General features: G+C 36.4%; 26 protein-coding genes. 24 read left to right on the top strand and 2 right to left on the bottom strand.

The features are described 5' to 3' along the window. Positions 1–190: 190 nt before the first annotated feature. Entirely contained in the window at positions 191–2920 is a 2730-nt protein-coding gene (gene esaA / locus QM409_RS05640) for a type VII secretion protein EsaA (RefSeq protein WP_414305186.1), read from the bottom strand. Between the two features lie 181 nt (positions 2921–3101). Here esaA and QM409_RS05635 point away from each other — a divergent pair, with 181 nt between their 5' ends. The 23 genes from QM409_RS05635 (at position 3102) to QM409_RS05525 (ending at position 20868) form a co-directional block, all read left to right on the top strand. Continuing rightward, the gene (locus tag QM409_RS05635; protein ID WP_049492928.1) at positions 3102–3392 is read left to right on the top strand and encodes a WXG100 family type VII secretion target; all 291 of its coding nucleotides are present in this window, start codon (positions 3102–3104) and stop codon (positions 3390–3392) included. A 49-nt stretch (positions 3393–3441) separates the two neighbouring features. Continuing rightward, complete coding sequence (locus QM409_RS05630; protein WP_414310494.1) at positions 3442–3924, top strand: type VII secretion protein EssA; 483 nt, start codon at positions 3442–3444, stop codon at positions 3922–3924. Continuing rightward, positions 3887–4144, top strand: a complete 258-nt coding sequence (locus tag QM409_RS05625; protein ID WP_414305187.1) for a type VII secretion protein — start codon at positions 3887–3889, stop codon at positions 4142–4144. The genes QM409_RS05630 and QM409_RS05625 overlap by 38 nt, the downstream gene beginning before the upstream one ends. A gap of 9 nt (positions 4145–4153) precedes the next feature. Next, positions 4154–5353, top strand: coding sequence for a type VII secretion protein EssB (gene essB, locus QM409_RS05620; RefSeq protein ID WP_414305188.1), 1200 nt, complete (start codon positions 4154–4156; stop codon positions 5351–5353). Then, entirely contained in the window at positions 5354–9799 is a 4446-nt protein-coding gene (gene essC, locus QM409_RS05615) for a type VII secretion protein EssC (RefSeq protein WP_414305189.1), read from the top strand. A gap of 42 nt (positions 9800–9841) precedes the next feature. After that, positions 9842–10249 carry a YwqH-like family protein gene (locus tag QM409_RS05610; protein WP_414305190.1) on the top strand — a complete coding sequence of 136 codons (408 nt, stop codon included), beginning with the start codon at positions 9842–9844 and terminating at the stop codon, positions 10247–10249. A 17-nt stretch (positions 10250–10266) separates the two neighbouring features. Continuing rightward, positions 10267–10539, top strand: coding sequence for a hypothetical protein (locus QM409_RS05605; RefSeq protein ID WP_261047099.1), 273 nt, complete (start codon positions 10267–10269; stop codon positions 10537–10539). A gap of 1 nt (position 10540) precedes the next feature. Next, positions 10541–11191 carry a DUF4176 domain-containing protein gene (locus QM409_RS05600; RefSeq protein ID WP_414305191.1) on the top strand — a complete coding sequence of 217 codons (651 nt, stop codon included), beginning with the start codon at positions 10541–10543 and terminating at the stop codon, positions 11189–11191. Then, complete coding sequence (locus tag QM409_RS05595) at positions 11188–12729, top strand: hypothetical protein (RefSeq protein WP_414305192.1); 1542 nt, start codon at positions 11188–11190, stop codon at positions 12727–12729. Before QM409_RS05600 ends, QM409_RS05595 begins: the two co-directional genes overlap by 4 nt. A 3-nt stretch (positions 12730–12732) precedes the next feature. Further along, positions 12733–13539 carry a hypothetical protein gene (locus QM409_RS05590; RefSeq protein WP_261016502.1) on the top strand — a complete coding sequence of 269 codons (807 nt, stop codon included), beginning with the start codon at positions 12733–12735 and terminating at the stop codon, positions 13537–13539. Continuing rightward, complete coding sequence (locus QM409_RS05585; protein WP_125409819.1) at positions 13539–13850, top strand: DUF4176 domain-containing protein; 312 nt, start codon at positions 13539–13541, stop codon at positions 13848–13850. The genes QM409_RS05590 and QM409_RS05585 overlap by 1 nt, the downstream gene beginning before the upstream one ends. A gap of 133 nt (positions 13851–13983) precedes the next feature. Continuing rightward, entirely contained in the window at positions 13984–15102 is a 1119-nt protein-coding gene (locus tag QM409_RS05580) for a hypothetical protein (protein ID WP_414305193.1), read from the top strand. Continuing rightward, on the top strand, positions 15080–15922 hold the full coding sequence (locus QM409_RS05575; RefSeq protein ID WP_414305194.1) for a hypothetical protein: 843 nt from the start codon (positions 15080–15082) through the stop codon (positions 15920–15922). The genes QM409_RS05580 and QM409_RS05575 overlap by 23 nt, the downstream gene beginning before the upstream one ends. A 9-nt stretch (positions 15923–15931) precedes the next feature. Next, complete coding sequence (locus QM409_RS05570) at positions 15932–16738, top strand: hypothetical protein (RefSeq protein WP_414305195.1); 807 nt, start codon at positions 15932–15934, stop codon at positions 16736–16738. Next, positions 16738–17049 (top strand): DUF4176 domain-containing protein, encoded by a 312-nt coding sequence (locus QM409_RS05565; protein ID WP_265476034.1) that lies wholly within the window; start codon positions 16738–16740, stop codon positions 17047–17049. The genes QM409_RS05570 and QM409_RS05565 overlap by 1 nt, the downstream gene beginning before the upstream one ends. A gap of 244 nt (positions 17050–17293) precedes the next feature. Beyond that, positions 17294–17974 (top strand): hypothetical protein, encoded by a 681-nt coding sequence (locus QM409_RS05560; protein ID WP_265476033.1) that lies wholly within the window; start codon positions 17294–17296, stop codon positions 17972–17974. Positions 17975–17984: 10 nt separating this feature from the next. After that, positions 17985–18278, top strand: coding sequence for a DUF4176 domain-containing protein (locus QM409_RS05555; protein WP_061420490.1), 294 nt, complete (start codon positions 17985–17987; stop codon positions 18276–18278). A gap of 82 nt (positions 18279–18360) precedes the next feature. Further along, positions 18361–18570 (top strand): hypothetical protein, encoded by a 210-nt coding sequence (locus QM409_RS05550; RefSeq protein ID WP_261126477.1) that lies wholly within the window; start codon positions 18361–18363, stop codon positions 18568–18570. Next, positions 18563–18922, top strand: a complete 360-nt coding sequence (locus QM409_RS05545; protein WP_414305196.1) for a T7SS effector LXG polymorphic toxin — start codon at positions 18563–18565, stop codon at positions 18920–18922. The genes QM409_RS05550 and QM409_RS05545 overlap by 8 nt, the downstream gene beginning before the upstream one ends. After that, entirely contained in the window at positions 18903–19238 is a 336-nt protein-coding gene (locus QM409_RS05540) for a hypothetical protein (protein WP_414305197.1), read from the top strand. The genes QM409_RS05545 and QM409_RS05540 overlap by 20 nt, the downstream gene beginning before the upstream one ends. Then, a complete protein-coding gene (locus QM409_RS05535; RefSeq protein WP_414305198.1) occupies positions 19235–19963 on the top strand; it encodes a hypothetical protein in 729 nt (242 codons plus the stop codon). The genes QM409_RS05540 and QM409_RS05535 overlap by 4 nt, the downstream gene beginning before the upstream one ends. Further along, on the top strand, positions 19956–20384 hold the full coding sequence (locus QM409_RS05530; RefSeq protein ID WP_038804217.1) for a hypothetical protein: 429 nt from the start codon (positions 19956–19958) through the stop codon (positions 20382–20384). The genes QM409_RS05535 and QM409_RS05530 overlap by 8 nt, the downstream gene beginning before the upstream one ends. A 1-nt stretch (position 20385) precedes the next feature. Then, positions 20386–20868, top strand: a complete 483-nt coding sequence (locus QM409_RS05525; protein ID WP_061590227.1) for a DUF5085 family protein — start codon at positions 20386–20388, stop codon at positions 20866–20868. A 160-nt stretch (positions 20869–21028) separates the two neighbouring features. Here QM409_RS05525 and QM409_RS05520 read toward each other — a convergent pair whose 3' ends face one another. Continuing rightward, on the bottom strand, positions 21029–26002 hold the full coding sequence (locus QM409_RS05520) for an SIALI-17 repeat-containing surface protein (RefSeq protein WP_414305199.1): 4974 nt from the start codon (positions 26000–26002) through the stop codon (positions 21029–21031). 314 nt (positions 26003–26316) lie between these two features. Between QM409_RS05520 and QM409_RS05515 the strand changes: the two genes are divergently transcribed. After that, a complete protein-coding gene (locus QM409_RS05515) occupies positions 26317–26565 on the top strand; it encodes a YneF family protein (protein ID WP_000364990.1) in 249 nt (82 codons plus the stop codon). The last annotated feature ends 194 nt before the right edge of the window (positions 26566–26759 follow it).

The raw sequence follows: 26759 nt of genomic DNA, 5'->3' as shown, positions 1-26759 counted from the left end.
TATTTTTCGCTGAAAACTATTTTGATAAAGATTTTAGCCTATTTTGAGAATAGTAACGCTGAAGATATAAAAAAGACAAACATTAAAACGATGTTTGTCTTCAATCTGAAACAACGGATTTGCCGTTGTTTTTTTGGAGATAAGGGACTATTGTCCCAGACTCTTTTTTAATTATATTTTTATAAAGAAATTATTTTTTCTCCTTTGTTAACCAGTAGGTAATTCCAGCTGATATAATTCCAGAAACAACAACAGCAACAATTATCCATAATCTGTTGTTTTCTACAGAAATAGGCGTAGCATAAGTTTCTTTTTTGGTTTCTATAGGATTTGATAAGAAACTCATAACATTTTGGTTAGTGGTTCCTCCATCACGGATATTTTTCATAACAGTTTTGAAGGAATCTGCATAATTTCTATTTCCTTGAATAACATTTGCTTCAGTAGTAATCAATTCGTTTGTTGTTGAAATAGTGCGGTCAATATTATCTTTAATCGTTTTAACTTGGCTATTAAATTGAGTGAATTGATCTTTCATTGTTCCAACAGCTTCATGATTCTTGTTAGTTATTTTTGAACTATCAGAAGTGGTAGTAACTAGTGATTGAATAGATTGATACAGTTGCTCAGGTGTCTCAATTTTAACTTTTAATTGATTGTTGTTTGATTCAGAAGTTGAATTTGTAATTTCAAGTTGTTTTTCTTTTGTTTCTTTCCATATGTCATATTCTTTTGATAAAGATTTAATTGATGTATTATACCAATTTGTTAAATCTGTGATTTCCACTTTGAAATAATCATTTGGTAAATCTGTTTCATTCAATTTTGGTATTTCACTTGTTATTTTTCTTAACGAATTTGAAGTTCCTTGAATTTCGTCGAGTAATTCAAGACCAGATTGTTTAAATTGTGTGATTTGTTTATTTGAAAGTTGCGACTCAATATCTTCACGATTGATATTACCATACATATTATAAACTGAATCAGGTGATAAAGCAGAAAAGTTTATAGAGCTACTGTTTGGATTTCCATAGATTGCTTTAATCATTCCTGCAGCTTGATTAATTCTACTTAATTTATCAAAAATATGTGTTAAATCCTTTTTAACAAGTACATCTGATTCCTCTTTATTACTACGATAGATGGTTTGTTTTATAGGGATTATTGTGTCTCCGATGTGTATCTCAAAAGATATATCATTTTTTCCATAATGTGGCTCAAAAGTATAGGAAATGGTCAATTTATAGGTCTTATCATCAGCAATAACCTGTTCACCATTTACTAATTTAGCATCTCCAGTAACTGAAATTTTAGCCTTAGGTGATATGTATTTTGTTTCAGTTGATGTTTTTGTTTCGGCTGATGTTTTTGTTTCAGTTGATGCATTAGAGATTTCAGGTTTTGATTCTACATTTAAAGAGGAAGCGTCACTTGGGGTAGTTGAAATAGGGGAAGAAATCTCTGTTGTAGCAGTTTCTTGCCCTGCTTGAGGAAGTTTAACTGTGATAGGGATTTCTTCGGTAATTTTGTCTAATTTATCATTTTCTGTTGTTAAAAATTCAAAACTAGGCAACCCGGTTATAGGAGTAAATTTTTTATCAAATTTAGAATAGTTCTCAATTAAAGTTAGTTTTGAAGTATATTCATTAACTTGATCAGGGGTTAAAACTTTTAATTTCTGTAATTTAGCAAATAATTCTTTGTAGTCAAATATTTGGATACTAGTTTCTGATAGTGTTGAACGAATCATATCTTGATAAGTGTCAGGTAAAGAATTTTTTACTTGTAGGCTATTGTTTATTTGTGCTGCAAGCGTTGCTTTGGATTCAGAAGTTAAATCCGATTTAGTATCCACTCCTTCTTTTCCAAAGTAAAATAACTCTACTTTTTTCTTCTCTTTTTCTAATTCAGTTTGGAGCTTCTCTAATTCGGTCTTTTTACCATTTGTTTTATCTCGATAACCAGAAATAATTTTATGGTAATTAGAAATCAAATCTTCAAATTTAGTAATTTCTGATTTTTGAGTATCATTATTCTTTCCAAATTGAGATAATGATTTTGATGCAGAATCATTTATCTTTTCTACAATTTTAGCGGTTTCTTTATATTGATCATTTAAAATCGTATTTGTTGTAGAGACATTTTGTTTTGAATTTTCTATTTCTCTATCAAAATTATCTTTAACCTCTTTAAGTTTTGTTTGTAAGTCATTACCCGTACTATTTAAAAGTTTTATAACTGATTCGGAGAAATTTTTTTGAAGTTCTTCGAAGGAAGAGTTGTTTTTTTCTAAACCAGAAACTAAATCCATAGTACTAGTAATAGATTGGCTAGCTTGATTGGATGGTGTATAGATATACTGAGAAATTTTAGAGTGTGTTCCTGATTGCTCATTGACAATGTTTTCAACATTTCTTTTCGCATCGTCTAAGTTGTTAATGACACTCGAAAAGTACATTTTGATAACGTTTTGATTGATTGTATTCAGATGTTCTCCGACACGTAACTCTACATTTTTAGATTTGACAGGATCTAGATTCGATTTTGTTTTATATGCTATCTTTGCTCGGTCTGGGTTAAAGCTTTCCAGCTGAGCTATTTTCTCTGAAAATTGTTGTTCTATGTATACAATGACGTCAACAGAACCGTTCTCAAATCGATTTTCAGCGACATTGCGAGTCATAACTGTCCATTGGTTTGAGCTATCTTTGGATAATAATGTTGTAAAATCATTCCCTAAATTATACGTGTTCCCATTTAAAGATCCACCAGTGTCTTCATTTACTAAAGCAATATTTAATTTACGGTCATTTACTTTATTAGTTATTGAAACTTCTTGATTTTTTAAGTAAACAAAAGCAGCACCAGAACCGACCAATAATGTTACAAAAATGCTACTACCTATGATTATTTTTTTCATACATAAACCCTTTCATTTATAGTTTATTATATCACTAATGTAAATCTGAAACAAGGGGGCGATTTGAACTATTAAGTTTTAAATTTTCTGGGGTAATAATGGAATATAGTGTAATAAAATGATAGACAAATAATAAAATATATGATAAAATAATAAAAATAAAAATTAAAGGAGAATACTAATGTCAGTAATTAGTTTAACCCCAGAACAGTTACAATCTCAGGCGGCAATTTATCTTAGTGCTAAAGAACAAATTGAACAGGCAGTACAAACTGTTAATCGAACAAATGGCGAAATGGCATCACAATGGAAAGGTCAAGCATTTAATGCTTACCTTGAGCAATACAACCAGTTGTATACACATGTTCAAAAATTTGAGGAGCTTCTAGTGAGCATCAACCAACAATTGAACAACTATGCTCAAACAGTAGCTGAACGTGACCAACAAGATGCACAAAGCTTTGGTTTGTAGTTAATTTTGAGGAGCGTCAGGGGAACTTGACGCTTATTTTTATTTTACGATGAAGAACATTAAAAAGTACCTATTAATTCTTTGTATAGTATTTCCTGTGTTAGTCTATGCAGACGATGGTAGCTTAAAACTTGATACAGATATCATTACAAATAGTACACAGGAAACGGTCAAAAATAGGATAGAATCCAAATATGCTCCAAATTTATTTTTAAATCGTACCCAAAAGGTTGTGGACCAGAGAACTCAAACAACCAAAGAACTTATACAGGGAGCAGAACAGACTATATTTACTGATAGTGAAAATCACTCTATTTATCGTTTAGAAACTACTGTTGTCCAAACATCATTGTTTAATCAATACACTATAGAGGAGAAATCCTCTTTTAAACAAAGGAATTATTCAATTTTTAAGGATTGGATGGGAAATGTATTTACCAGTTTTTTCTTACTGTTTATGGTTTTGTTGGGAGTCTATTTAGGAAGGAAATGGCATGGATTACGAAAAAATAAAGTTAACTCTAGACTATAGAGCAAAACAAATAGATATTCTAGTTTCAAAATCTCTAACTTGGTTAAGATTAGAAGAATTACTAAAAGATACCAAAGTTAGAGAACAGTTGAATTTACCTCTAAATATTTCGTTTTGTTTCAAGCTTAGAAACAAACAAATCCATATCGAACCAATGGATATCTTGGCTGTTTATCCAGTTAGCGATGGAGATTATATAGAGATTGAGGATGTATCATAGGAGGAAAAAATGTTTGAAGCAGATCGACTAGAATTTGTGAGAGAAGACAATCAAATATCAGTTCAAATTTCTTCATCAGGTTATCGTAGAGAACAACTTGAATTGATTCAAGAATATTGTCCAGTAGAAATAGTACAGAAAGACGGAGTTCTTTCTTTGCAGTATAAGATTCCTGAGTATTTTAAAACTGTTAAAGAAGAAATTTTAGAAAGAACTACGGAACTTGAACGTTTTAGTTTGGCACAAAGTATGTCTGTATTAGTTCGTTCTGAAAATGATTATAAAATTCCGTACATTCATCCTGAAAATATCATTATTTTTGGAAGTAATGTACAAATGTTACACTATGGAATTGAAAAATTACTTGCACCTCAACAGTATAGTTCTGAATTTTATCTAGAATCTTATAAAGCTTTAATGATTTCTATTTTACTACCTAAGATAGATTTTGAACTAGCCATCCATGGGATTGATGCAATAAAGGAAAAGGTGGCACAAGATATTATTCCCTTAGAGAGTGTAGCTGATGTCAATAATTATATTGCAGAAAAGTATGCAAAATTATCAGAAGAGAGTTCAAAAGCAAATTTGTTGGTTAACAAGAAAAAATGGAAGACTTTGTTAATAGGGGGAGCTTTACTTGCTACAACCACACTTGTCTTAAGTTTTGCAACTTATAAATCTATGTTTAAAGATGGGCCACTAAAATCATCAGTCATTATGGCACAATCAAATTTCATGCGAAAAGATTACTCTGAAACAGTTGAATCATTAAAAAATTATGGTGCAGAATCATTGCCGAAGGAGGCCAAGTATATCTTAGCAGCAAGTTATGTCCGTTTAGATAGTTTGAGTGATAAGCAAAAGGAAGTTATTTTAAATACGATTACAGAATCAACAGATGATACAATTTTTTTTTATTGGATTTATCTTGGACGTGGAAAATTTGAAAAAGCTCTAGATGTGGCACAAAATATCGGGGACACGCAATTGATTTTACATGCTTATACAAATCTATACGAGTCAGTTAAGGCAGACATCAATATGAACGGTTCTGAAAAACAAAAGAAACTTGAAGAATATGAAAAGAAAATAAAGGAACTTTCTGCTGAGATTGGAGAAGCTACTACAAATAGTAGTGATACAAAAGTATCTATTGAAACAACAACTCCTAAAGACAACCGAACAAAAGAAAAGAGTGAACGATAAATGAAGGCAAAAAAGCTAGAATATGATCATCAACTGGGAGACCAATTAGGAGAGCTTCATAAACCTCTTTATACCTTGTTGATTGAACAAGATAATCTAGAGAAAATAGATTTGTTTGAAGGACAAAAGGTGAAGGTCGGTACTAACGAGTATACAGTAGAAGGTAGAATAGTCTATCGAAATGGTAAGACTTTAGAAAGAGGAAAATCTACTTTTGATAAAGAAATTGTAACCTTGTTGGTTCCTGAGGAAGATATTTTTATCAGTTATATTTTCCCACCACAGCGATTTATTTGTAGCAAGAAAGAATCAGCTGATATTAGTTGGAAAATTTCGAACCAACTTATTTTTTCAAATAATCAAGTACAGGTTACACTTGGGGAATCTCCGATTTATTTAAATGACCGTCTAGTCAAAGAGGGAGGACTTTATCCGTTTGAATTAGGGAACCGAATGAAGGTTTCTAATTATTTTATAGAAAAAAGAAAGAATCAGTGGAAGATTGGATGTCTCTTCGAAGAACCGCAATTAAATAGGAATCAAATTCTGATACAAGAAAAAAATAATGAGTATCCGATGGATTTTCCAGAATATAGAAGGAGTCCCAGAGTTAACCCTATTATCCATAGCGGGAAAATCATTATCAATCAACCTCCTCAACCGATTAGACTCCCTAAAAACTCGCTCATCAGAGCAATTGTTCCAGCTTTAGGGATGTTTACTTTAACTGCATTGAGTTCAATTTGGACAAAAGGTAATCCTGTAATGATGCTAGGGATGGGGGGCTTTAGTCTCCTGACAGCAGCGACAACTATGAGTCAGTATTTTGAAGAGAAAAAGGATACCAAGGAACAAGAAAAAAATCGAATTCAAGATTATGAGGCATATTTATTAAAACAAGTATCTGACTTAGAAAAATACTACAAAGAAGAAACTAATATTTTACATTATAATCAACCGTCAATCTCAACCATTACTGAACTGATTGCAAAGTATGATTCAAGAATTTATGAGAGAATGGACTATAATGAAGATTTCTTACAGGTATCTTTGGGTTTAGGAGATAGGTTAAGCCAGCTAGAGCTGCAAACAAATTTTGATGAGCAAAGTAAAGATGAAATATCACAGTTTGCTCGCACAGTCTTGCAAGACTACAGTTTGCAAAAGAAGGTTCCAATTACTGTTAATATTTTTGAAGCGACAGTTGGTCTTGTTGGAAATAGTGAAGTAACTAGGACAGCTGTATATAACATGCTTTTACAGATGGCAATGTTTCACAGCTACTTAGATGTTAATTTTATCAATCTTGTTCAAGAACAGAGATATGAGAAAGATTGGTCTGAGTGGCGATTTCTTCCTCATTTCAATATGCAGGAACGAAATATTCGTGGTTTTGTCCATGATGCCAGAAGTCGTGATGCCGTTCTAAATTCACTTTATCGTATCATTCAAAAACGTTCTCAAATCAAACGTGAAATGGGGGAAAAAGATGCGCGCTTTAAACCCCATTATGTCTTAACGATTATGGATGACTCCCATTTACTTGGCCATAGTTTGAATGAGTATCTAGCCAAAGATTTGACAGAGTTGGGTGTAACAGTCATTTGGGTGAAAGAGGCACGTCGTCTTTTGCCAGAAACTATCACAACTCTAATTGAATATAAGAATCAAAATTTAGGTCAAATCATTAATGATGAGGGTGCCTATAGTGCTCAAACCTTTATTCCCCATCCGCTGTTGGATTGCTATGAAGATTCTATTCGTACTTTAGCAAATCTAAAACACATGGAAGTAGAGAAGAACACGATTCCTAAATCCGTTACCTTTTTGGAACTCTATCAAGTCAGAGAAGTTGAAGAGTTACAGGTTGCGACTAGATGGTCCAAAGCGGATACTTTTAAAACGTTAGCTGTGCCATTGGGATTGCGTGGGAAGGATGACCAGGTGGAGCTCAACTTACATGAACGTGCACATGGGCCACATGGTCTTGTAGCAGGAACTACTGGTTCAGGTAAATCTGAGATTCTTCAGTCTTATATATTATCCATGGCTGTAAACTTTAGTCCAGAGGATGTTGGATTTCTTACGATTGACTTCAAAGGTGGAGGGATGGCGAATCTTTTCAAAGATTTACCACATATGCTTGGGTCTATTACTAACTTAGATGGAGCTGCTAGTGCGCGTGCCCTAGCTTCTATCAAAGCAGAGTTACAAAAACGACAACGTCTCTTTAATCAATTTGGTGTTAATCATATCAATGGATATACTAAATTATATAAGGAAGGCCAAAAAGCTACTGACAAATCAGGATATCCAGAAAAACCATTACCTCATCTGTTCCTTATTAGTGATGAGTTTGCTGAATTAAAAGAACATGAACCAGAATTTATGACAGAGCTGGTTTCGACAGCCCGTATCGGACGTTCGCTTGGAGTCCATCTAATTCTTGCTACACAAAAACCATCAGGGGTCGTCAATGATCAAATCTGGTCAAACTCTCGTTTCAAACTAGCTTTGAAAGTGTCAGATGAGTCTGATTCCAATGAAATAATCAAAACACCAGATGCGGCGAGCATTACTGAACCAGGACGTGCTTACCTACAAGTAGGAAATAACGAAATCTATGAATTATTCCAGTCTGCATGGAGTGGTGCACAGTATGCCCCACAAACAGAGGGAGTTCAAGAAGTTGTTGATGAACGAATTTGGTTGATAAATGACCTGGGACAATATGAATTGTTATCTGATGACCTATCTAAGGATGAAAATTATATTGCTGATCAGACGGAAGAAATCACGGAACTCTCAGCGGTTGTAAACTATATAGCAAGAGTGAGTAAGACTGTTCCTTTCAATCTGCCAGATAAACCGTGGTTAGAACCTTTAGAGACAGCCATCATATCCCCTCAAACAGATATTCACTGGACCGATGAAAAAGTATTGGCCGTTCCCTTTGCTCGAATGGATATTCCGACAGAACAACGTCAGAAGGATTATCATTTTGATTTGGAAAAAATGGGGCATACAGTTTTCTATGGTTCACCTGGTTTTGGGAAATCCCTAGCTCTTCAAACTCTAGTGCTAAATCTCGCTCGTTTGAATACTCCAGAGCAAGTACAAATCAATCTATTTGACTTCGGAACCAATGGACTCTTGCCACTAAAAGATTTACCTCATGTAGTTGATTTAACAAGGTTTGATGAAGAAGAAAAACTGGTTAAGTTTTTAAAACGTATTGACCAAGAGTTGAAGATTCGTAAGGAGAAGTTTGCCATCTATAATGTAGCAAGTCTTTCTCAATACGAACAAAAATCAGGTGAGAAACTCCCTGCTATTCTTACTATTTTTGACGGGTTTGATGCTATAAAAGACACAGCGCTAGAAGAAGCTATTGAAAGTATGATTAACCGCCTCCTACGTGAGGGAGCGAGTCTTGGATGCTATGTGATTTTAACAGCACTCCGCTCAAATAGCCTTAAAATCAGTATGTCAAGCAATATTACCTCGCGCTTGGCCTTTTACCTAGTTGATGAAGGAGCTTCTAAGGAAATTATAGGACGTGATGCTTTAATTCAGCAAGAAATTTTTGGCCGTGCCCAGTTGAAAGAAGATATTCCGTATGCCATTCAGGTTTATCTCCCGATAAGTGGAGAAGGCGATATTGAGCGTCTATATAACTTGGAGGAAGAAGTTAAGCTGATTGCAAGAAGCTGGACAGGAGTTTGCCCAGAACCAATTCCAATGTTGCCAAATGAAGTGACGCTGACACACTTTAGTAATCATCCTAAAGTACTTGAGATGTGGTCAAGGGGTGAATTACCAATAGGGTTTGATAAAGAAACAACGCATCCTCAAGGGTTTGTTCCTGATAGAGATGGGTATTTTGAATTCTTATATGATACCCCGCAACAATTGGAATATTGTGAAAATAGTTTGATACCAGGTCTGAACAGATTGGTAGATATTGAAAAAATATTATTAAATACCAACAATAGTTACAAAAAAACAGAAGTATTTGATAAAATAATTGATAGAGATAATATACCTAGTTTCTTTAACGATATTCAAGGAGAAATTGAGAGCCGTCACAATGGCAAAGAAGCCTCAATGATGTACGTATTTATCCCAGAAGCGCATATGCTAGGGGCTTTATTAAATATGAAAATAACCGAGGATGTGTTTAAAAAGATTGTTAGAAATAGCGGAAAAGTTCACATTCATTTTGTATTTATGGGAGAACAACAAGCTATTAGTGTAGGCTACTTAGATGTTGATAAGGTCTTAAAGAGCAATGTTCCTGCTGGATGTGTTGGAACAAGGTTCAAAGATCAAAATATTTCAAAAGTACAAACGAGCTTCAGTGAACCAGTTGTAGCAGAGGATGAAACAAACTTTTTTGTGGGTAGAATAGGTTATCGTTTACGGTTAGTTACAGATAATGGATAGAATCTTTAACATAAGTTGATAAAAAATAAAGGAGATATAGTTATGTCTCGTGATTACAGTTATGAGATTTACTCTTTACGACAACAGATTTCAACAATGTCTGGTGAAAGAGCAGATATATTAAATAAAATTAGTATTCTAAAACAGAATAAGAGTAAAATACAGAGCAAGAAAAGAGCAATTTCAGAACAATTGTCTCAATACACTAATATAAATGGGATGGCTACTTCTAATTTTGTAGGAAATAGAAGAGATGATTTTAATAATAAAATAGAGACGCTAAAAGGCTCGATTTCCCAATGGTTGGAGTATACTCAAAATAATATTGATTTGATTGAGCAAAAAATCTCAACCTATACGGCTGAAGCTTCTAATTTAGCGATTGGTATGAATTATGCTAGTCAATCACTAAATACTTATATTTATCTTCAAAGTCAAAATGAAGATTAGATTAAGGAGGAGATTTTATGGGAGAAATTAAAATAGATTTTAATGTTTGGTCTGCTGATGTTGTTTCGTATTCTTCATCAATTGATGCTTTATCCGATGTTTTAAAACCTACCTTGAGTGAGAATGATTTACAACCTTTCCTTAAAATTAATTCGACGATAGATGAGTTAAACAGTTCGATAAAAACATTTAAAAGCAATTCAATAGATCAGACAGGAAACATGTCTAGAGCTGTAGCGAATAAAATGAGTGATGATGCTGCTGGGGCTGCAGGTTTTAGAGGAGGATAAGATGATTTCACAAGAAATGTTATGGGCGCAGTATTTTACAGAGTCCTATCTTGGTTTTAAGCCAAATTCACTCATCGATCAAATCGCCAAAGCTATTATCTATAGACCGGACTTATTTAGAACATTGGTTTTAAATTTATCTCAGAGTGATATGAGTTATGAGTACAATCCAACAATTGGAGCAAGTATTGATTTTCGATTCAATAAAGGGGAAGTTATTATAACTCGTCTTGGAGAAACTCAGCTTTTTTCCACATCTGAGTTTATGCGTTTACTTGAATTAATTGATAAAATTTATACAGAAATTCTGCCATTAGGTAGTGTTATTCAAATAAATAGAGAAAAGTTACCCAAAGATGCTCTTGAGGATTTTATGGAAGAAATGCCTATCTATGTATTAATTACAGGACAACGGGTATCAGTTGAAAATAAATTTTATCTAGATTACACGGGATATTTTTGGCCAAAAGGTTTGATTCAAAATCAAGAAACCTTAGTTATATCCGATGATATGATTGAATCCGTCCTTTTTAGGGGACTAGAGAAGAATGATATTCAGGAACAGTATGTCTTAAACCTACGTCGTCAGCTACTTGCAAAAGATCTGGATTCTTATACTTTTCACAATTATCAAATGGAGGCTAGACAATGAAATATAAGCATTCTGAATTGCTGATAGCGCGCGAGGAACTATATCGTTCAAAAAGTGGATTTGAGGATAAGATTTTAGCAGCGCTTCAAGGGACTCGAGAGTTGATTAATACGAGAAGTTTTCGTTCTGCTACCAAAGATGCAATCAATGCGGAGCTAAGCAATTATAACCTGCCCTTATTATATAGTTACCATGATTTAGCTAATGGTTTATATAATGAGTGGGATCGACTGATGCTACGCTTTCAGGAGTTGGTTGATGAGCATAGTCCTGCTGCTGTTATTGATACGTCAGAATTTTCCAGTTTAAAAAGAGCTGTGGAACAACCGACTCAAGAGATTTTGAACTTGATTGCCCATCCAGACCTGACAATAGCTTACTCTGCAATTGGAGGCATGGTTGGCATCAGCAATCCTTCTACAGCAGATATCAAAAGCCAGAAGGAAGAAGCCCTGCAATCTCTTCGTACAACTGAAAGCCAGATGGAAGCATTTAATGGTGAACTGTTGGGGAGCGGTGTGACCACTACCCTCTCCACGATTGCAAGTGGTTTGAGTCGGTCTCGCAAAGCTGTTGGTATGACAGATCCTTATCATAATGTAGCAGCCCTTGCGATTTTTCAGGACACGAAGTTACGGGATCAACAGATCGAGAATTCTAAAGCTCTGCATGAGGAGCTAATCCGTTATATTCGACATTATAATCCAGAAACGGCCTTTGACTTGAGCCAAATGAGTGGGCAGGAACTACAGACCTTGGGTAGAACAATCTCTCTTGCCTCCCATGGGAATGGCGGTAGGAAACCTAAGGAGTTGATTGATTTCTTGAAAGGGCATGAAGTTACGTTTGAGAAGGAGATAACAGTATATGACAATGGTCAACACTATTTCAAGAGCAAAATCCAGATAAAAGGGCACTTCAAAGGTGAGACAGCCATTACCTTTACTACTAAATATAAAGATGGTAAGTTAAGTCAAGAAGGAGAGTATAGCGTTGGAGGTTTGAGTACAGATTTTCTAGATGAAAATGTAAACCTTAAGAGAAAGGTAGCGATTAAGGATTATTCAGTTACAAGTGAGTTCAGTCTAGCAGACAAAATTAGTTCAAGCTATAGTAAACTCGCGCCTAATCTTTCCATTGGCTTTGGCTATAAGAATCACTCGGTTGAGGTTGGAACTAAGTCAGAGGATGGCTACCGCGTGACTTATGTGAAAGAACATAACCAGGTCAAACAAGACTACGCAACAGTTAAAACGACTAATGAGACGGGGGTAAGAACGGTGGATCATCTCACTCAAACTTTTAATACAACTGGTGAAGTAGTTAGTGGTGCTTTTAATTGGGTTGTAGAGCATCCTAAGGAAGTAGCAATGGCTCTTGGTGCAGTTGCTGTTGTAGCTCTTGGCGTGGTTGCTGCCCCTGTTATTGGAACTGCATTAGGTACTTTGTTGGCCACTGTGAGTTCTGTAAAACTACTAGGGGGAGCAGTAACTAGTATTCTTATTGGGATATCCATTTTTAATGATAAAGGGGAATAATATATGAAATTGATTGAAAAAATAGTAAGTAGCGCGACAGAAAACACTCTTTTACAACTTGATAGGACTATTCTAATTTGCTCAATTATTGGACTTGTTTTGGATGTGATGGCAGTATGCTTAGTATTTCAAAGCAATTTGGAAATATTGGGATTCATATTATTAGTTATTGTCTTTTTAGTTCTCGGCTTTGTATTTTATTTAAGATTTGTATCTAGAAAAGTTATTGATTTAGTGTTAAACGATTCTATTAATCTTAAGCTCTATGTAGACATGTTCAGAGTTCAATCAGAAAAATCTATTAAGCCCTTTAGAGCAACATATCGTGAGTATTACCAATTTATCCAAGGTCAAGTGGCTTATCTAAAAGGAGATTTTCAATCAGCTAAGGAAAACATGTCCAAATATGATTTGAAGAAAATTTGGAAGAGATTCAGAAACCATGTGTTTTTAATATCAAACTTTGAACTATTAAAAGTTTCCATTCATCTTCAAGATGCGCAAGATATTGCTTTCTTTGAGGAACAATTGTCCAAGGCACCAGATCTTAAAGGAGGCAAAGCTAAACTTGTTGCTCAAGCCCAAGCAATAAAAGATATTGTATTCAATAAAGAAGCAAACGACTACTTTGACATTACTGAACCAGAAAGTAAGCTAGCTCGAATCATGTTTTCTTATTACGGCGCTCTCAATGCACAGCTAAAAGGAGATGAAGAGCGTGCCCGTAGTTTGTTTGAAAGTATAGCACATGAAAACTCAGAGCTTTTCCATGTTCAGGAAGCGCAGAAATATTTAGAAGGAGAAAACTGATGTCAGAACGTACCGCTTTACCGATTGGAAGTGTTGTTCGAGTGAGAGAAGGTGTAGAGCCTGTCATGATTGTTAATCATTGTCCAGTTACTGAAAAGGACGGAAAGCAAGGTTATTTTGACTTTGGGGCTGTCAGTCTTCCACTAGGGCTTGTTAATCAAAACATTATCTTCTTTAACAAAGAGGATATAGATGAAGTTCTATTCTTCGGTTACATCGATCGTAGATTTCAAGACTTTTTGAGTCGTTATGATGAGGAAGTCTCAAAAATCACCTATGAGCACTTCAGTGTAGATGATTTTAAAAAATGACATACAAATCCTAGAATTCTATTCTAGGATTTTCTATATGATGAGAAAATGTTATAATAAAGATTAGGTAGACTGGTCACTGGTAAAATTTGCCCATCCAGATCTGACAATAGCTTACTCTGCAATTGGAGGTATGGTTGGCATCAGCAATCCTTCTTCCGCAGATATCAAAAGCCAGAAGGAAGAAGCCCTGCAATCTCTTCGTACAACTGAAAGCCAGATGGAAGCATTTAATGGTGAACTGTTGGGGAGTGGCGTGACCACTACCCTCTCCACAATTGCAAGTGGTTTGAGTCGGTCTCGCAAAGCTGTTGGCATGACAGATCCTTATCATAATGTGGTAGCCCTTGCGATTTTTCAGGACACGAAGTTACGGGATCAACAGATCGAGAATTCTAAAGCTCTGCATGAGGAGCTAATCCGTTATATTCGACATTATAATCTAGAAACGGCCTTTGACTTGAGCCAAATGAGTGGGCAGGAACTACAGACCTTGGGTAGAACAATCTCTCTTGCCTCCCATGGGAATGGGGGTAGGAAACCTAAGGAGCTGATTGATTTCTTGAAAGGGCATGAAGTTACGTTTGAGAAGGAGATAACAGTATTTGACAATGGTCAACACTATTTCAAGAGCAAGATCCAGATAAAAGGGCACTTTAAAGGGGATAGTGCCATCACTTTTAACACTAAATATAAAGATGGTAAGTTAAGTCAAGAAGGAGAGTATAGCGTTGGAGGTTTGAGTACAGATTTTCTAGATGAAAATGTAAACCTTAAGAGAAAGGTAGCGATTAAGGATTATTCAGTTACAAGTGAGTTCAGTCTAGCAGACAAAATTAGTTCAAGCTATAGTAAACTCGCGCCTAATCTTTCCATTGGCTTTGGCTATAAGAATCGCTCGGTTGAGGTTGGAACTAAGTCAGAGGATGGCTACCGCGTGACTTATGTGAAAGAACATAACCAGGTCCAACAAGACTACGCAACAGTTAAGACGACTAATGAGACGGGGGTAAGAACGGTGGATCATCTCCAAAGGACATTTGACTATGCTGTGGATCATGGAGAACAGATATTAAAAGCGGGGAAAGTAGTAGTTGCTACAGCTTTTGTTATTGGTGCTTTAATTTATGGTGTCACAGTTAGTGCATCTACATTTGGATTTGGAGTCTCGATAGCAGCTCCAGTAATAGCGAGCGCCTTCTTATATTTAAGTTCTACAATGGAGGATAATGGTGAAGGAAATATTAAATAACTATTCGTTGAAAATATCTGGATTTGAAATTCCAAAATTATATAATTTGACAAAAATGGTATACATTTGCTTATTTCCTATAGTTTGTCTAGCATTTATAGGCATGGTTGTTGAATTATTTAAAGGTGGGGAAATGAATTTTATGAAATTCATTACTTATACGGTAGTATGTTTTGGGTTTGAGACATTGATTTCATTAAACAATAAACTGGTTAAATTAGCTGTAGATAATATCTTTTTGACAGATATTAATTTCGACAAGCACATAAGTTATTATCGTTATGTAGCTGAACACTCGGTTAAGTCACAACAGCTGTTCAATAATGCAAATTGTTTACTAGCTATTGCCCAATCGCTATACTACCAAGGAAAGTTTGAAGAAACACTTGATAATTTGGAACGAATAAATTTTGAGGGTAAAAATTTTAATAAGAAATTTGAAATCGAATTATCAACAACTTACTTTAAGATTCTTTCACTTATCCATGCTGATAGGGCAGAAGAAATTTCGAACCAAATCGATATGTTAGCTACATTAAAAGTTCGAACAAATTCTCAGGTTGCTAGGAAGACGAATGTAATAAACATAATAAAAGCTATAGAGGATATTGTTTTAAAGAAAAAATCAAACGACTACTTCGACATTACTGAACCAGAAAGTAAGCTAGCTCGAATCATGTTTTCTTATTACGGCGCTCTCAATGCACAGCTAAAAGGAGATGAAGAGCGTGCCCGTAGTTTGTTTGAAAGTATTGTCCATGAAAATCCAGAACTCTTTTATGTTCAGGAAGCGAAGAAATATTTAGAATTAGTGAAATGAGAGTAATATATGAAATTAGTAAAAAAAATAGTAAGTAGGGCGACAGAGAATATTCTTCTACAAATTGAGACTATTATTCAAATTAGTGCAGTTGTATCAATATCTATTGGAGCCATAGGAGTTTTTTTAGTTTATCAACCTGCTACAAAAATTTTCGGGCTGATTTTTGTTTCACTAATGTGGCTTCTAATCATCTGGATCTTATACCTACGTTTTGTCCTAAGCAAAGTTATTGTTCTAGTGTTACACGATTCTATTGATCTTAAGCTATATGAAGACATGTTAAGAGTTCAATCAGAAAAATCTATTAAGCCCTTTAGGGCAACATATCGTGAGAATTACCAAATTATCCAAGGTCGAGTGGCTTATTTAAAAGGAGATTTTCAAGCTGCCAAGGAAAAAATGTCCAAATATGATTTGAAAAAAATTTGGAAGAGATTCAGAACCCCTGCGTTTTTAATATCAAGCTTTGAACTATTAACAGTTTCCATTCATCTTCAAGATGCGCAAGATATTGCTTTCTTTGAGGAACAATTGTCCAAGGCACCAGATTTTAAAGGAGGCAAAGCTACACTTGTTGCTCAAGCCCAAGCCATAAAAGATATTGTGTTCAATAAAGAAGCGAACGACTACTTCGACATTACTGAACCAGAAAGTAAGTTAGCTCGAATCATGTTTTCTTATTATGGCGCTCTCAATGCCCAATTAAAAGGAGATGAAGCTCGTGCCCGAAGTTTGTTTGAAAGTATCGCCCATGAAAATCCAGAACTCTTTTATGTTCAGGAAGCGAAGAAATATTTAGAAGGAGAAAACTGATGTCAGAACGTACAGCTTTACCGATTGGAAGTGTTGTTCGAGTGAGAGAAGGTGTGGAGCCTGTCATGATTGTTAATCATTGTCCAGTTACTGAAAAGGACGGCAAGCAAGGTTATTTTGATTTTGGAGCTGTCAGTCTTCCGCTAGGACTCATTAATCAAAACATTATCTTTTTTAACAAAGAGGATATAGATGAAGTTCTATTCTTTGGTTACATCGATCGTCGTTTTCAAGACTTTTTGAGTCGTTATGATGAGGAAGTCTCAAAAATCATCTATGAGCACTTTAGTGTAGATGATTTTAAAAAATGACATACAAATCCTAGGATTCTATTCTAGGATTTTCTATATGATGAGAAAATGTTATAATGAAGATTAAGTAGAATAGATGTATCCGAAGTTCGAGTTCAAAAAGATAGGTAAAGCACTCAGTAACTCACTCTCTTCTCTGAAAGGAGCATTTGGATGGTAGGTGTTTGTACCTGATCCATTATTCTGATTAAATTTATTGAGTTTCAGCCTACGAGTAGAGCTATAAAATATGAGGTGGTGAGTAATGAAAGTGTCGAATAGCCGTTATAAAGTTAGTTTAGTTGGGCGTGTGAATAATAGATATTACCTGATAAGGATTTCCAATCAAGAATATATAATAGATTATTCAAATCCCAAGGATGTACGCACCTATTTGTTTGGGCTATTCCCGAAATATAATACAGAGTATCCCATCTATAAAGTTGACAATGCTAGTATAAAAACAACAACTTGGAGAATAATGGATCAATTTCAAGGAAGCTTACTGGAGTATAGTATTGGCATTGTACTAGTTTTTCTTTTGATTCTACCAAAACATATTAACCCACTGTTGATTTTTAATAATTCGATAATTAGAGAATCATGGTATCTTTGGTTATCACTGATTTTTTGTGGAGCTATATTACTGATTTCTTTTCTTATCTTTAAGTCAAATACAGATGAAATCCCTATTTTGGTAGATGAAAAAAGTATTTTACGAAGAGTAGAGGAACCAAGAAAAAGCTTCATCAAATTTCCTCAAAAAATAGTTGATTTTTTAAGTTGTTTTTTAGGAATTCCAATCTGTCTTTTTATGGGAGTTGCTTCATCAAATTTTATTTTGTTAATTGTTTTTGGATGTTTAGGATTCTATCAGCTGTTATTTGCTAGGTTTTTTAACTTATTATTTGTAGTTAAAAGACATAAATTTTATATTGTAAAATAAGGAGAAAGTTATGATTTTGCCTATTGGAACTATTGTTTATTTATCTGGTGGAAACCAAAAAGTTATGATTTTAAATAGGGGCGCTATTGTAGAGCAGGAAGGTCAGGATGTATTGTTTGATTATACTGGAGCTCTATTTCCAGAAGGATTAAATCCAGAGCAAGTTTATTATTTTAATCATGAAGATATTGATGATATTGTGTTCAAAGGATATAGTGATATTGATGAAGAGCGTTTTGTTAAATTATATAAGAAATGGCTTGGCTCTATTGAAAGTAGCATTAAAAAAGGAAAAACAGAATAATATATAATGGTGTAATTGTCTTTTCGCAGAGAGTATTTCAATGAGGGCATTGTTTCTAGCGTATATGGATAGGAGATAGTGAATGAAGATTGATTTATCTGAGGTACAGGCTCAGAAATCGGCCTTGAGTACATCTGTAGGTGGTATCAAGGGCGATCTAACCAAAGCCAGAAGCAGTTTATCTCAAGTTGTCTCTACAGATAGTCTCAAAGGTGTCGTTAAGGACACAATCAACCAAAAAGTTTCTAACTACCAGATTCCTTTGCTAGATAACTATAGCAATTTTGGATAGTATAGTAAACCGCTATGATGGGATTATCAAGCTTTTTAAGGAGACGGTTGGTGAGACCGACAACAATGCCATTATTAAAACAGAATACCTAGAACGTATCAAGCAACGCATGAAAGATCCGATCGAGGGATTAAAGAGCAGTTCCAGTAAGACACAAAATATCTATGCAGGGATAAGTGATATTCTGACGTTAACGAATCCTAGTTTGGATAGTGTGAATACGAGCTATAGTCAAGCAGTCAAGAGTTTAGATGATACCATAAAGAACATGGAAGCTTTTAATAGTGTTCTTTTAAAGACAGATACCTTTGACCTTATAGATATGCAAAATAGTGAAATCGCTACCCTATAATGAAAAAGAGGCCAAACGTCAAGGATTGAGAGGAAATGAAGTTGAGGCTAGTAAGGCGACAGGTTTTGTGATAGATGCGGCTAAGGCAGCGGGAACAACTGTTGCAGGGATTGCTGCAGCGAGTGCTGGAGCAGTGCTAGCAGGTTTAGTTGTTGGTGCGACAGCTCCTGCTTGGTTACCTGGGGCAATTGCAATTGGAGTATCCGCAGGTGCTGTAGGTGTATTAAACTGGGCTGATAAAAAGTTTAATATTACGGATAATCTTAAAAAAGGTGCCAATAGCCTGATCAAAAGCATGAGAGGATGGTTTAAATGATTATTGAAAGAGTCAAAAAATTTTTTGAGTTTCAAAGAAGGAGTGTCCACGGACCAGTTCCTCTGTGGGGGGTATTAAATGGGATTTTTATTTTGTATCCCTTGGTATTTACAGGATTTTGGCTTGCAGGATTAAGGATTTTAAAAAATCCTGCCTTACATCAAGGCTTGATTATTACAGGGATTGTTGTTTGGATTTTAAATCTGGTTTTTCTTTTGGATCTTAAGCGAGGGATTTTAACTAGCTTTGGAACCTATCTCATGTATCTGACGGGCCATGTTTATGCCATCATTGCTTTTAGCAGTTTAAGTGGGGATCATAGTTTTATTAGTTTGAAAATTTTCCTCCCCCTTATTTTTGCTATTATTGTTGTTATTGTTGAGACTTGTCTAGTCAACTTAGATTCTGAAGAAATTTTATCAGAAAAGGCCGTCAAAAATATCTATAATTTTTTATTTGGACCTCCTGTAATTTTATCGCTTTGCTTTATTTTTTTAGGGATAATTGGATATGATTATTTTATGGGATGGGGGATGTCTTTATCATTCATGATTTTTGGGCCTGCTTTATACCGAACATGGCTTTATATTATCTATGCCTACCAACACCGTCATGATGTTGAGGAAGAGACTTCAATCAAGCATATAAAAGTAAACCCAGATATGATTTCAAACAGAGAATTTGACAGAGATAGATTTAGTAGAAAGGTAACTAAAGATGATTAAAGAAATACAACTACATATGAGCCATTTGATGACAGACCAGGTCCAGATTCAAGCGGACGAACTATTGGAGTTATTTGTTCATACAGAACTCCTTCCTTATACTGATGGTATTTATAAAGATGGCCCAACCATTTTTGAGATGACTCCAACTCAATTTAACGAAGAAAAGCAAGATGTGGGAGTCTATATTCCAGTTATATCTGAAGCAGAGCCAACAAGTCAACTGGATTATCAGGCATCTCTAGATATAGAAGGAATTAGCAAGCGGGTTCTATTTGATGGTAGCTTGGATGAAACAATTGAGGAGATGAAAGCTTATATTCGTGATCATGGTTGGGAATTACAAGATAAGTTATACCTGGTCTTGATACCTGTTTATGATGATTTGTTTGTGGATTTGATTATCCCAGTGGAGAAGTAAAATGGCAGAAATTACATATGGTATGAATCAATCCTTAATGATGAGTAATGTCTTGAGTGTGAACTATAATATTGTCGGTGATGAGATTGCAGTAGCCTTTCAAGATATGATTCAAACAGCTGTAGCGGCAGGATATACACCTAAAAGCAATCCATTTTACTCATGCCCTCATATCGGAGAATTGGAAGATGGAACATACAACATCACAGTCTATCTTCCCGTTCATGAGGATTATCTAGGAAAAGAAGAGATAATGGAAGGGACAGCCTATAACAGTTATTTTTTGGTTCCTCGAATGGCAGGAGTAAGAGTTACTGGAGAGGAAGCTGTTGACTTTGATAAAGCTATATACCTGCTAACCAAATTATTGCTTGATAATGACTTAGAAGAATCTACGCCTGTATTTTATATTTCAAGTAAGATAAATGATGTTTTATATACAGATATCATGGTAGGGATTAGAGAAAAAAGGGATCGAGGATAATATACGGAGAGCTAACGCATTCGGATAAGAATAGGCAGAATTAGACAGATGAATCCGATGTTCTGATGTTTCCTTTTTAGCATCTAAGATAAACATGTTTGATTTTAATCAAAAACCAGGATGAAGCTTATCTTCATCCTGGTTTTTGTGTGCTTAAAAGTTAGTTGGACTCATCCTTCTTACTCTTAAGTAGAAAAGTTGCTGTTAGGACTAGACTCAATCCTGACAAGAATAGTAGTGGATTGGATGTTTCACCAGTAGCTGGAAGTTGTTCTTTAGGAGAATCATTTGCCGATTGAACAAGGTCTGGACTAGATGAAACTTGCTTAGAGCTGTTGGCTAATGGTTTGATATCTGTTTCACTTGGTTTTTGATTTGCAGTAGTTGATGCTCCATTAGCTCGATAAACGACTGCATAGGTACTGAAATGGCTAGTCGTAAATTCTGCCATTCCCTCGCGAATAGTAAAATCGAGTGCCTGTAACTCTTTTAATGGAGTTAGGTAGTAGACATTTTCGACAGCAGAGGAAATAGGCAAGCGGACCAAGACAGCTCCTTTTGGTTGCAAACCCTGATCTGTTGGATTTTTAAGGTGAAGATCGTAAGCATCATAGGTCTTACCAAATAGTTCTTGAGCTAATACACGTCTGCTAGAAATGTGAGAAATTCCCTCTAAGTCAGTCGCCCCTCCAATAATTTCAACTCCAGTCCTTTCATGTTTTAAGACACGAAGTTTATATTCAGAAACAGAAACCGTAGGCGCTTGCTCTTGTCCTGCTGTGCCGATAGGTTTAGTATATTCAGGAATAGAAACGGTAGGTGGCTGTTCTTGTCCCATTGTGCCGATAGGCTTAGTGTATTCAGGAATTTCTACAATAGGAGCAGGATCATCTCCCTTGCTTGTAGTTGGCTGTTGATTCTCAACCTTCTTCTCATCCTTTTTGGTAAAGACAGCTACTACAGAACTGCTTGTCGTATTTCCCTGGATAGAATAAGCTTCTATCGCATTTCCAACTTTTCGATTGGTTTCGTCAGGGATAGGGATTTGTACCTGATTATCTTGGATTGATGAGACAGTCTGATTCCCAGTCGTAACCAGATGATTATCGTCTATCCTGCGTAAAACGAGTGGATCTTTGATACCTGGGAAGGTCACAGCGATTGCTTCCCAGTCTCCAGCTGGTAGGGTTAAGGAAATTTCTTTGTCATTTTCCTTAAGAGGGACGATACTTGGACTATCTATACCAACAGCAGGGGCTTTGATGATATCAAAGGAGTCTAGAGAGATTTTCTTGCGTCCTGCTGGTGAATTTGGATCAACTTTCAATGTCAAAATATGATTGCCATCGCTCAGATTAGTAAATTCTCCAATTAAGGTTGCCTTTTGGGTAGCTCCAGCTGTGTAGAAATCTAGACTTGGCATTTCTTTGCCATCTAGTGTCACGAGAGCTTTTCCGAGAGCGGATGTTTTAAGTCCGTAAATTCGAATACCTGTTCCAGTAAATGGAATGGTTGCCTGAGCTTCTGCAGCAGTACTTGGGTCACTGTTATTGATGTCCGCATATTTTTCTGTGCTCTTATATAATTCAGTATCGCTCCAATCTTTGAATTGAGATCCGTATTGAATGCGAGAGTCACGGTCATCCATTTTTTCAATAGTTGTTCCCTGTCCAGGTAAAACTTTAAAGTAGTCTAAGGAAATTTTGGAACGTTCACTGCCACGGTGTTTATGCTCTTGTTTTACAGTGATGGTCATCACATGAGCACCATCTGACAATCCTGTGAAGCGACCGATAAGGCTACCTTTTTCAGTTGCACCTGCAGTATAGAAGTCCAGTTCACCGACTGATTTACCATCAATTTTGACTTCCGCGATTCCCAATTGAGATGATTTGAGACCATAGATTTCAATGCCAACACCATTGAAAGGAATGGTTGCTGTCGCATCTTTATCTGTATAGTTACCTAGTGAAAGGTCAGCAAACTTCTCTGTTCCTCCAAATAATTCTGAGTCTGCCCAGTTTTCAAATGCAGAACCGTATTGGATTCGGCTATCACGGTCATCCATCAATTGGTTATAGGTTTCGACATTGGCCTTTTCGGATACCTGTGTAGAAACATTACCTAGTATAGCCTTAACAGTATAAGTGTAGGCGAGTTGAGAATCGAGTGAGCGGTCGATAAAATGGGTTTGATTGGTTACAAATTCTCTGCTTGAAGAGGTTTGGCCAGATTCGTCTTTCGCTTGTCTTTGGATAACATAGTGGGTAGCGCCTTCTACTTGGTTGAAGGTAAGTTCGGCAGTGACGCCATTTTGTCTAACTGCTGTCAGACTGGTTACACGGCCAGGGAAATGTTCAAAGGTAATGACATCACCTTTTTGCGTTGCTAGTTGGATGCGGCCATCTTTAAGAACAGTTGCTTTGACAGGTTTGCCATTAACCTTGATTTGACTGGCTTCGATGTTTGGATAGTCTACAACCAGGTCTCCACCAACATTTGAAAGGAAGGACAAGCTTTGCAGGTTTTTATCTTTCCACTTCATGCTGACTTCAAAGTTACCACGGGCAACCAAGCCAGAAACTTGACCGTCTTTCCAAGCATCTGGAAGGGCTGGCAATGGTGCAATGTAGCCAGTGTGTGATTGAAGAAGCATTTCTGCAATCCCACTGGTTGCTCCAAAGTTTCCATCGATTTGGAAAGGTGCGTGCGTATCCCAAAGGTTTTCTAGGGTTGAGTATTTGAGCTGTTCAGCGAGCAGGCGATGAGCACGGTTACCGTCCAGCAAACGAGCCCAGAGGTTGATTTTATTTGCTTTAGACCAACCTGTACCACCATCTCCACGGTGGTTGAGGGTGGCACGCGCAGCTTCCAGGTATTCAGCCTGGTCCTTGCTAAAGAGTGTACCTGGGAAGAGGCCAACTAGGTGGGAAACGTGGCGGTGGTTATTCTCAATCCCTTCATTAGTGAATTGTGGACTGTCTTCCTCGTACCATTCCTTGATGCGTCCCTCTTTGTTGATGTGCAGCGGTTTGAGTTTGTCAAATTTAGCCTTGACCTCTGTGACTAAGTCTTGGTCGACATTCAGATGGTTGGCTACTTCCATGTAGTCGTGGAATAACTGCCAGACTAGCGATTGGTCAAAGGTATTTCCGATGGTGATGGTACCGTGTTCTGGTGAGTAGGATGGAGAAGACACCCAACGGTCACTGGCCTTGTCATAGTGCAAGAAGGAGTTCCAGAACTTAGCTGTTTCCTTGAGCATTGGATAAATCTTTTCTTTTAGATAGCTTTCATCCTTGGTGAATTTGTAGTAATCATAGACATTCTGCATCATCCAGGCATTGGCAGCTGGAGACCAACCCCAATAGTAATTCCAACCTGGAGTTGTCCAGCCAAATGGTGTCGCCTGGGTATGAACCAGCCAGCCATTTTCTTGTCCGTCTTTGGATTCGATACCAGCGTATTCCTTAGCAGCGATACGGCCATAGTAGCGCATGTCGTCAATGTAATTGATCATTGGCTTGGCTGTTTCAGCAAGGTTGCTCATGTAGGCAGGCCAATAGTTCATTTGCAAATTGACATTGAGGTGGTAGTCAGCGTTCCAAGGTGGATTGTCTACGGCATTCCAGACTCCTTGTAGGTTGGCAGGAAGGGCATCTGTCCGATCACGAGACGAACTGATGAGTAGATATCGGCCGTATTGGAAGAAGAGTTCTTCCAATTTTTGCCCTTTTTCTGGGTTATAGCTTTGAAGGGCCTCTTTTGTCGTTTGAGCGCTCTTGCTTCCACCTAGATTTAGTTTAACGCGGTTAAAGAGACTTTGATAGTCCTTGATATGGGTCTTTTTAAGTGTTTCGTAGTCTTTGCCCTTAGCTGCTTCGACAATCCCTTTAACTGTTTTTTCGAGGTCAATGTCTTTTCGATAGTTGGTTTTAGGATTTTGAGCAAAGTTGGTCTTGGCACTGAGTAAAAGAGTTGCGTAGCTGGCCCCTGTGACCGTTAAACTATCCTCATGAACAGTAATTTTTCCATCAGTCTTGATTCCTAAATAGGATGCGAACTGGAGGCCGTTATCTTTGACTGTACCTTTTAGCAGGATACCATTTGGGTCTGTCGTAACATGGCCACTTTTGTAGTTAGAATATTCCGATGAGTAGTCTCCGTTGGCGATTAAATCTTCTGTTAAAGTATTCCAAACAGTAAAATCAAGTTTTTTGTCCCCTTTTTGGGTCAAGTGGGTTACGGTGACATCATCAGGATAGCTGGAGAAGGTTTCACGTTTGAAGGTTGTCCCATCTTGGGTGTAAGAAGTGGTTGTAGTGGCTTCTGTGATATCCAAACCACGGTGATAATCTGTTACTGTATCCAGACCCTTTTTTTGGTTATTGAAAACCATGGATACATCACCAAAGGCTAAATAACGTCCATATTGGGAATTGTTTGGACCAACTAGATTTCGCTCGGCTAATTGTTTGGCTTTTTGACGATCTCCGTCTTCAAGTGCCTTACGAATTTCTGCTAAAATTTTATACCGTTCCTGATAGTTTCCTCCATTATAGTCGGTACTGTCGGGACGCGGTCCACCTGACCAAAGAGTTTTTTCGTTGTATTGGATTCTTTCTTCGCCGATGAGACCAAAAACCTTAGCACCCATTTCACCATTCCCAACTGGAAGGGCTTGTTTTTCCCACCCATCATAGGAAGGAGCTGTTGGTCGATCATAGTTTAGCTGATAGTTGCTTTGTTCTGTCACAGGTAGTTCTTGTTTTTCGGTTTCCTTATTTTCATTAGGTTTTACAATTGCCTCAGTACTGGCTTGATTAGTTGTAGCAGAGGCAACATTAGCCTCAGTGGGTTTGGTTTCAGAAACACTATGATCAGCTAGAACTGGTTTTGAATGCTCAATTGCTTCACTTGGCTGAGTGTTCTCAGTTGATTCAATTGTTTTCGTAACGGTATCTGTCTTGGCTGTAGTTTTCTCCAGTGTAGGCTCATTTTGCTTTACTTCAGTAGTATCAGCAGATACGGTATGACTAGCTAGAAAAACAGCTCCAAGCAAAACAGAGGTTGTACCAACTGTTAGCTTCCGAATACTGTAGCGACAGGATTTCTCCCTCCAAATTTTTTCCATAGAAACCTCCTTTATTAATTAAAAGCGCTTTCATTTTATCTTAAAAAGTATAATGCCCTATCTACAGTCTGATATGGACCGATTTTATTTGTACCATTTTAATATAACAAATAAAAAAAGAGAAAGCAAGAGATTTTCATATGAAGTTATAGTTTTATATAATGTGACTGGAAACTGGTTAAACAAGTAGTCAAAGATGCGAGTGTATAAGGCGACTATGTATTGGTATCGTCTTGAAAGCGTAAAACAAACTAGTCAGGGTGGCTAGTTTATGGTATAATGAAAGGGACTCAAAAAGAAACAGGAGAAAAATGATGGATTTACTATTAGCAATTGTATTGATTGTGCTAGCTTTTCTAGGAGGAGCTCTTGGAGGAATGTACTTGGTTCGTAAGCAAATTGAAAAAGAATTCGCTGACAACCCACGTTTGAATGCTGAAGCAGTTCGTACTCTTTTGAGTGCAAATGGTCAAAAACCAAGCGAAGCTAAGGTACAACAAGTTTACCACCAAATCATCCGACAACAAAAAGCAGCCCTTGCTAACAATAAAAAGAAAAAATAAATAAGGAAAAGTCTGGGATGAAAGTTCCAGACTTCTCACTATGTTGGCTATGGTTTAGGGATGAGACTTTTTCCTTGCATTCTATTGATATTTGATTATGATTAAGAGAGATAGTAGTTGTTGAAGCTGTCCTTCAGTTCTTGAAGACAAGTAATCATAATGAACTATCAATCAGAAAAAAGACTAGAAAGAAG

It is taken from the genome of Streptococcus mitis (assembly GCF_047465045.1).
GTDB classification, from domain to species: Bacteria; Bacillota; Bacilli; order Lactobacillales; family Streptococcaceae; genus Streptococcus; species Streptococcus mitis_DT.
The sequence above is the reverse complement of the archived record's forward strand: the minus strand, read 5'-3'. Positions and strand labels throughout refer to the sequence as shown.

Excerpts from the sequence above, each read along its gene's own strand:
- esaA (WP_414305186.1), bottom strand. The coding sequence starts at position 2,920 with ATGAAAAAAATAATCATAGGTAGTAGCATTTTTGTAACATTATTGGTC.
- QM409_RS05635 (WP_049492928.1), top strand. The coding sequence starts at position 3,102 with ATGTCAGTAATTAGTTTAACCCCAGAACAGTTACAATCTCAGGCGGCA.
- QM409_RS05630 (WP_414310494.1), top strand. The coding sequence starts at position 3,442 with ATGAAGAACATTAAAAAGTACCTATTAATTCTTTGTATAGTATTTCCT.
- QM409_RS05625 (WP_414305187.1), top strand. The coding sequence starts at position 3,887 with ATGGATTACGAAAAAATAAAGTTAACTCTAGACTATAGAGCAAAACAA.
- essB (WP_414305188.1), top strand. The coding sequence starts at position 4,154 with ATGTTTGAAGCAGATCGACTAGAATTTGTGAGAGAAGACAATCAAATA.
- essC (WP_414305189.1), top strand. The coding sequence starts at position 5,354 with ATGAAGGCAAAAAAGCTAGAATATGATCATCAACTGGGAGACCAATTA.
- QM409_RS05610 (WP_414305190.1), top strand. The coding sequence starts at position 9,842 with ATGTCTCGTGATTACAGTTATGAGATTTACTCTTTACGACAACAGATT.
- QM409_RS05605 (WP_261047099.1), top strand. The coding sequence starts at position 10,267 with ATGGGAGAAATTAAAATAGATTTTAATGTTTGGTCTGCTGATGTTGTT.
- QM409_RS05600 (WP_414305191.1), top strand. The coding sequence starts at position 10,541 with ATGATTTCACAAGAAATGTTATGGGCGCAGTATTTTACAGAGTCCTAT.
- QM409_RS05595 (WP_414305192.1), top strand. The coding sequence starts at position 11,188 with ATGAAATATAAGCATTCTGAATTGCTGATAGCGCGCGAGGAACTATAT.
- QM409_RS05590 (WP_261016502.1), top strand. The coding sequence starts at position 12,733 with ATGAAATTGATTGAAAAAATAGTAAGTAGCGCGACAGAAAACACTCTT.
- QM409_RS05585 (WP_125409819.1), top strand. The coding sequence starts at position 13,539 with ATGTCAGAACGTACCGCTTTACCGATTGGAAGTGTTGTTCGAGTGAGA.
- QM409_RS05580 (WP_414305193.1), top strand. The coding sequence starts at position 13,984 with ATGGTTGGCATCAGCAATCCTTCTTCCGCAGATATCAAAAGCCAGAAG.
- QM409_RS05575 (WP_414305194.1), top strand. The coding sequence starts at position 15,080 with ATGGTGAAGGAAATATTAAATAACTATTCGTTGAAAATATCTGGATTT.
- QM409_RS05570 (WP_414305195.1), top strand. The coding sequence starts at position 15,932 with ATGAAATTAGTAAAAAAAATAGTAAGTAGGGCGACAGAGAATATTCTT.
- QM409_RS05565 (WP_265476034.1), top strand. The coding sequence starts at position 16,738 with ATGTCAGAACGTACAGCTTTACCGATTGGAAGTGTTGTTCGAGTGAGA.
- QM409_RS05560 (WP_265476033.1), top strand. The coding sequence starts at position 17,294 with ATGAAAGTGTCGAATAGCCGTTATAAAGTTAGTTTAGTTGGGCGTGTG.
- QM409_RS05555 (WP_061420490.1), top strand. The coding sequence starts at position 17,985 with ATGATTTTGCCTATTGGAACTATTGTTTATTTATCTGGTGGAAACCAA.
- QM409_RS05550 (WP_261126477.1), top strand. The coding sequence starts at position 18,361 with ATGAAGATTGATTTATCTGAGGTACAGGCTCAGAAATCGGCCTTGAGT.
- QM409_RS05535 (WP_414305198.1), top strand. The coding sequence starts at position 19,235 with ATGATTATTGAAAGAGTCAAAAAATTTTTTGAGTTTCAAAGAAGGAGT.
- QM409_RS05530 (WP_038804217.1), top strand. The coding sequence starts at position 19,956 with ATGATTAAAGAAATACAACTACATATGAGCCATTTGATGACAGACCAG.
- QM409_RS05525 (WP_061590227.1), top strand. The coding sequence starts at position 20,386 with ATGGCAGAAATTACATATGGTATGAATCAATCCTTAATGATGAGTAAT.
- QM409_RS05520 (WP_414305199.1), bottom strand. The coding sequence starts at position 26,002 with ATGGAAAAAATTTGGAGGGAGAAATCCTGTCGCTACAGTATTCGGAAG.
- QM409_RS05515 (WP_000364990.1), top strand. The coding sequence starts at position 26,317 with ATGGATTTACTATTAGCAATTGTATTGATTGTGCTAGCTTTTCTAGGA.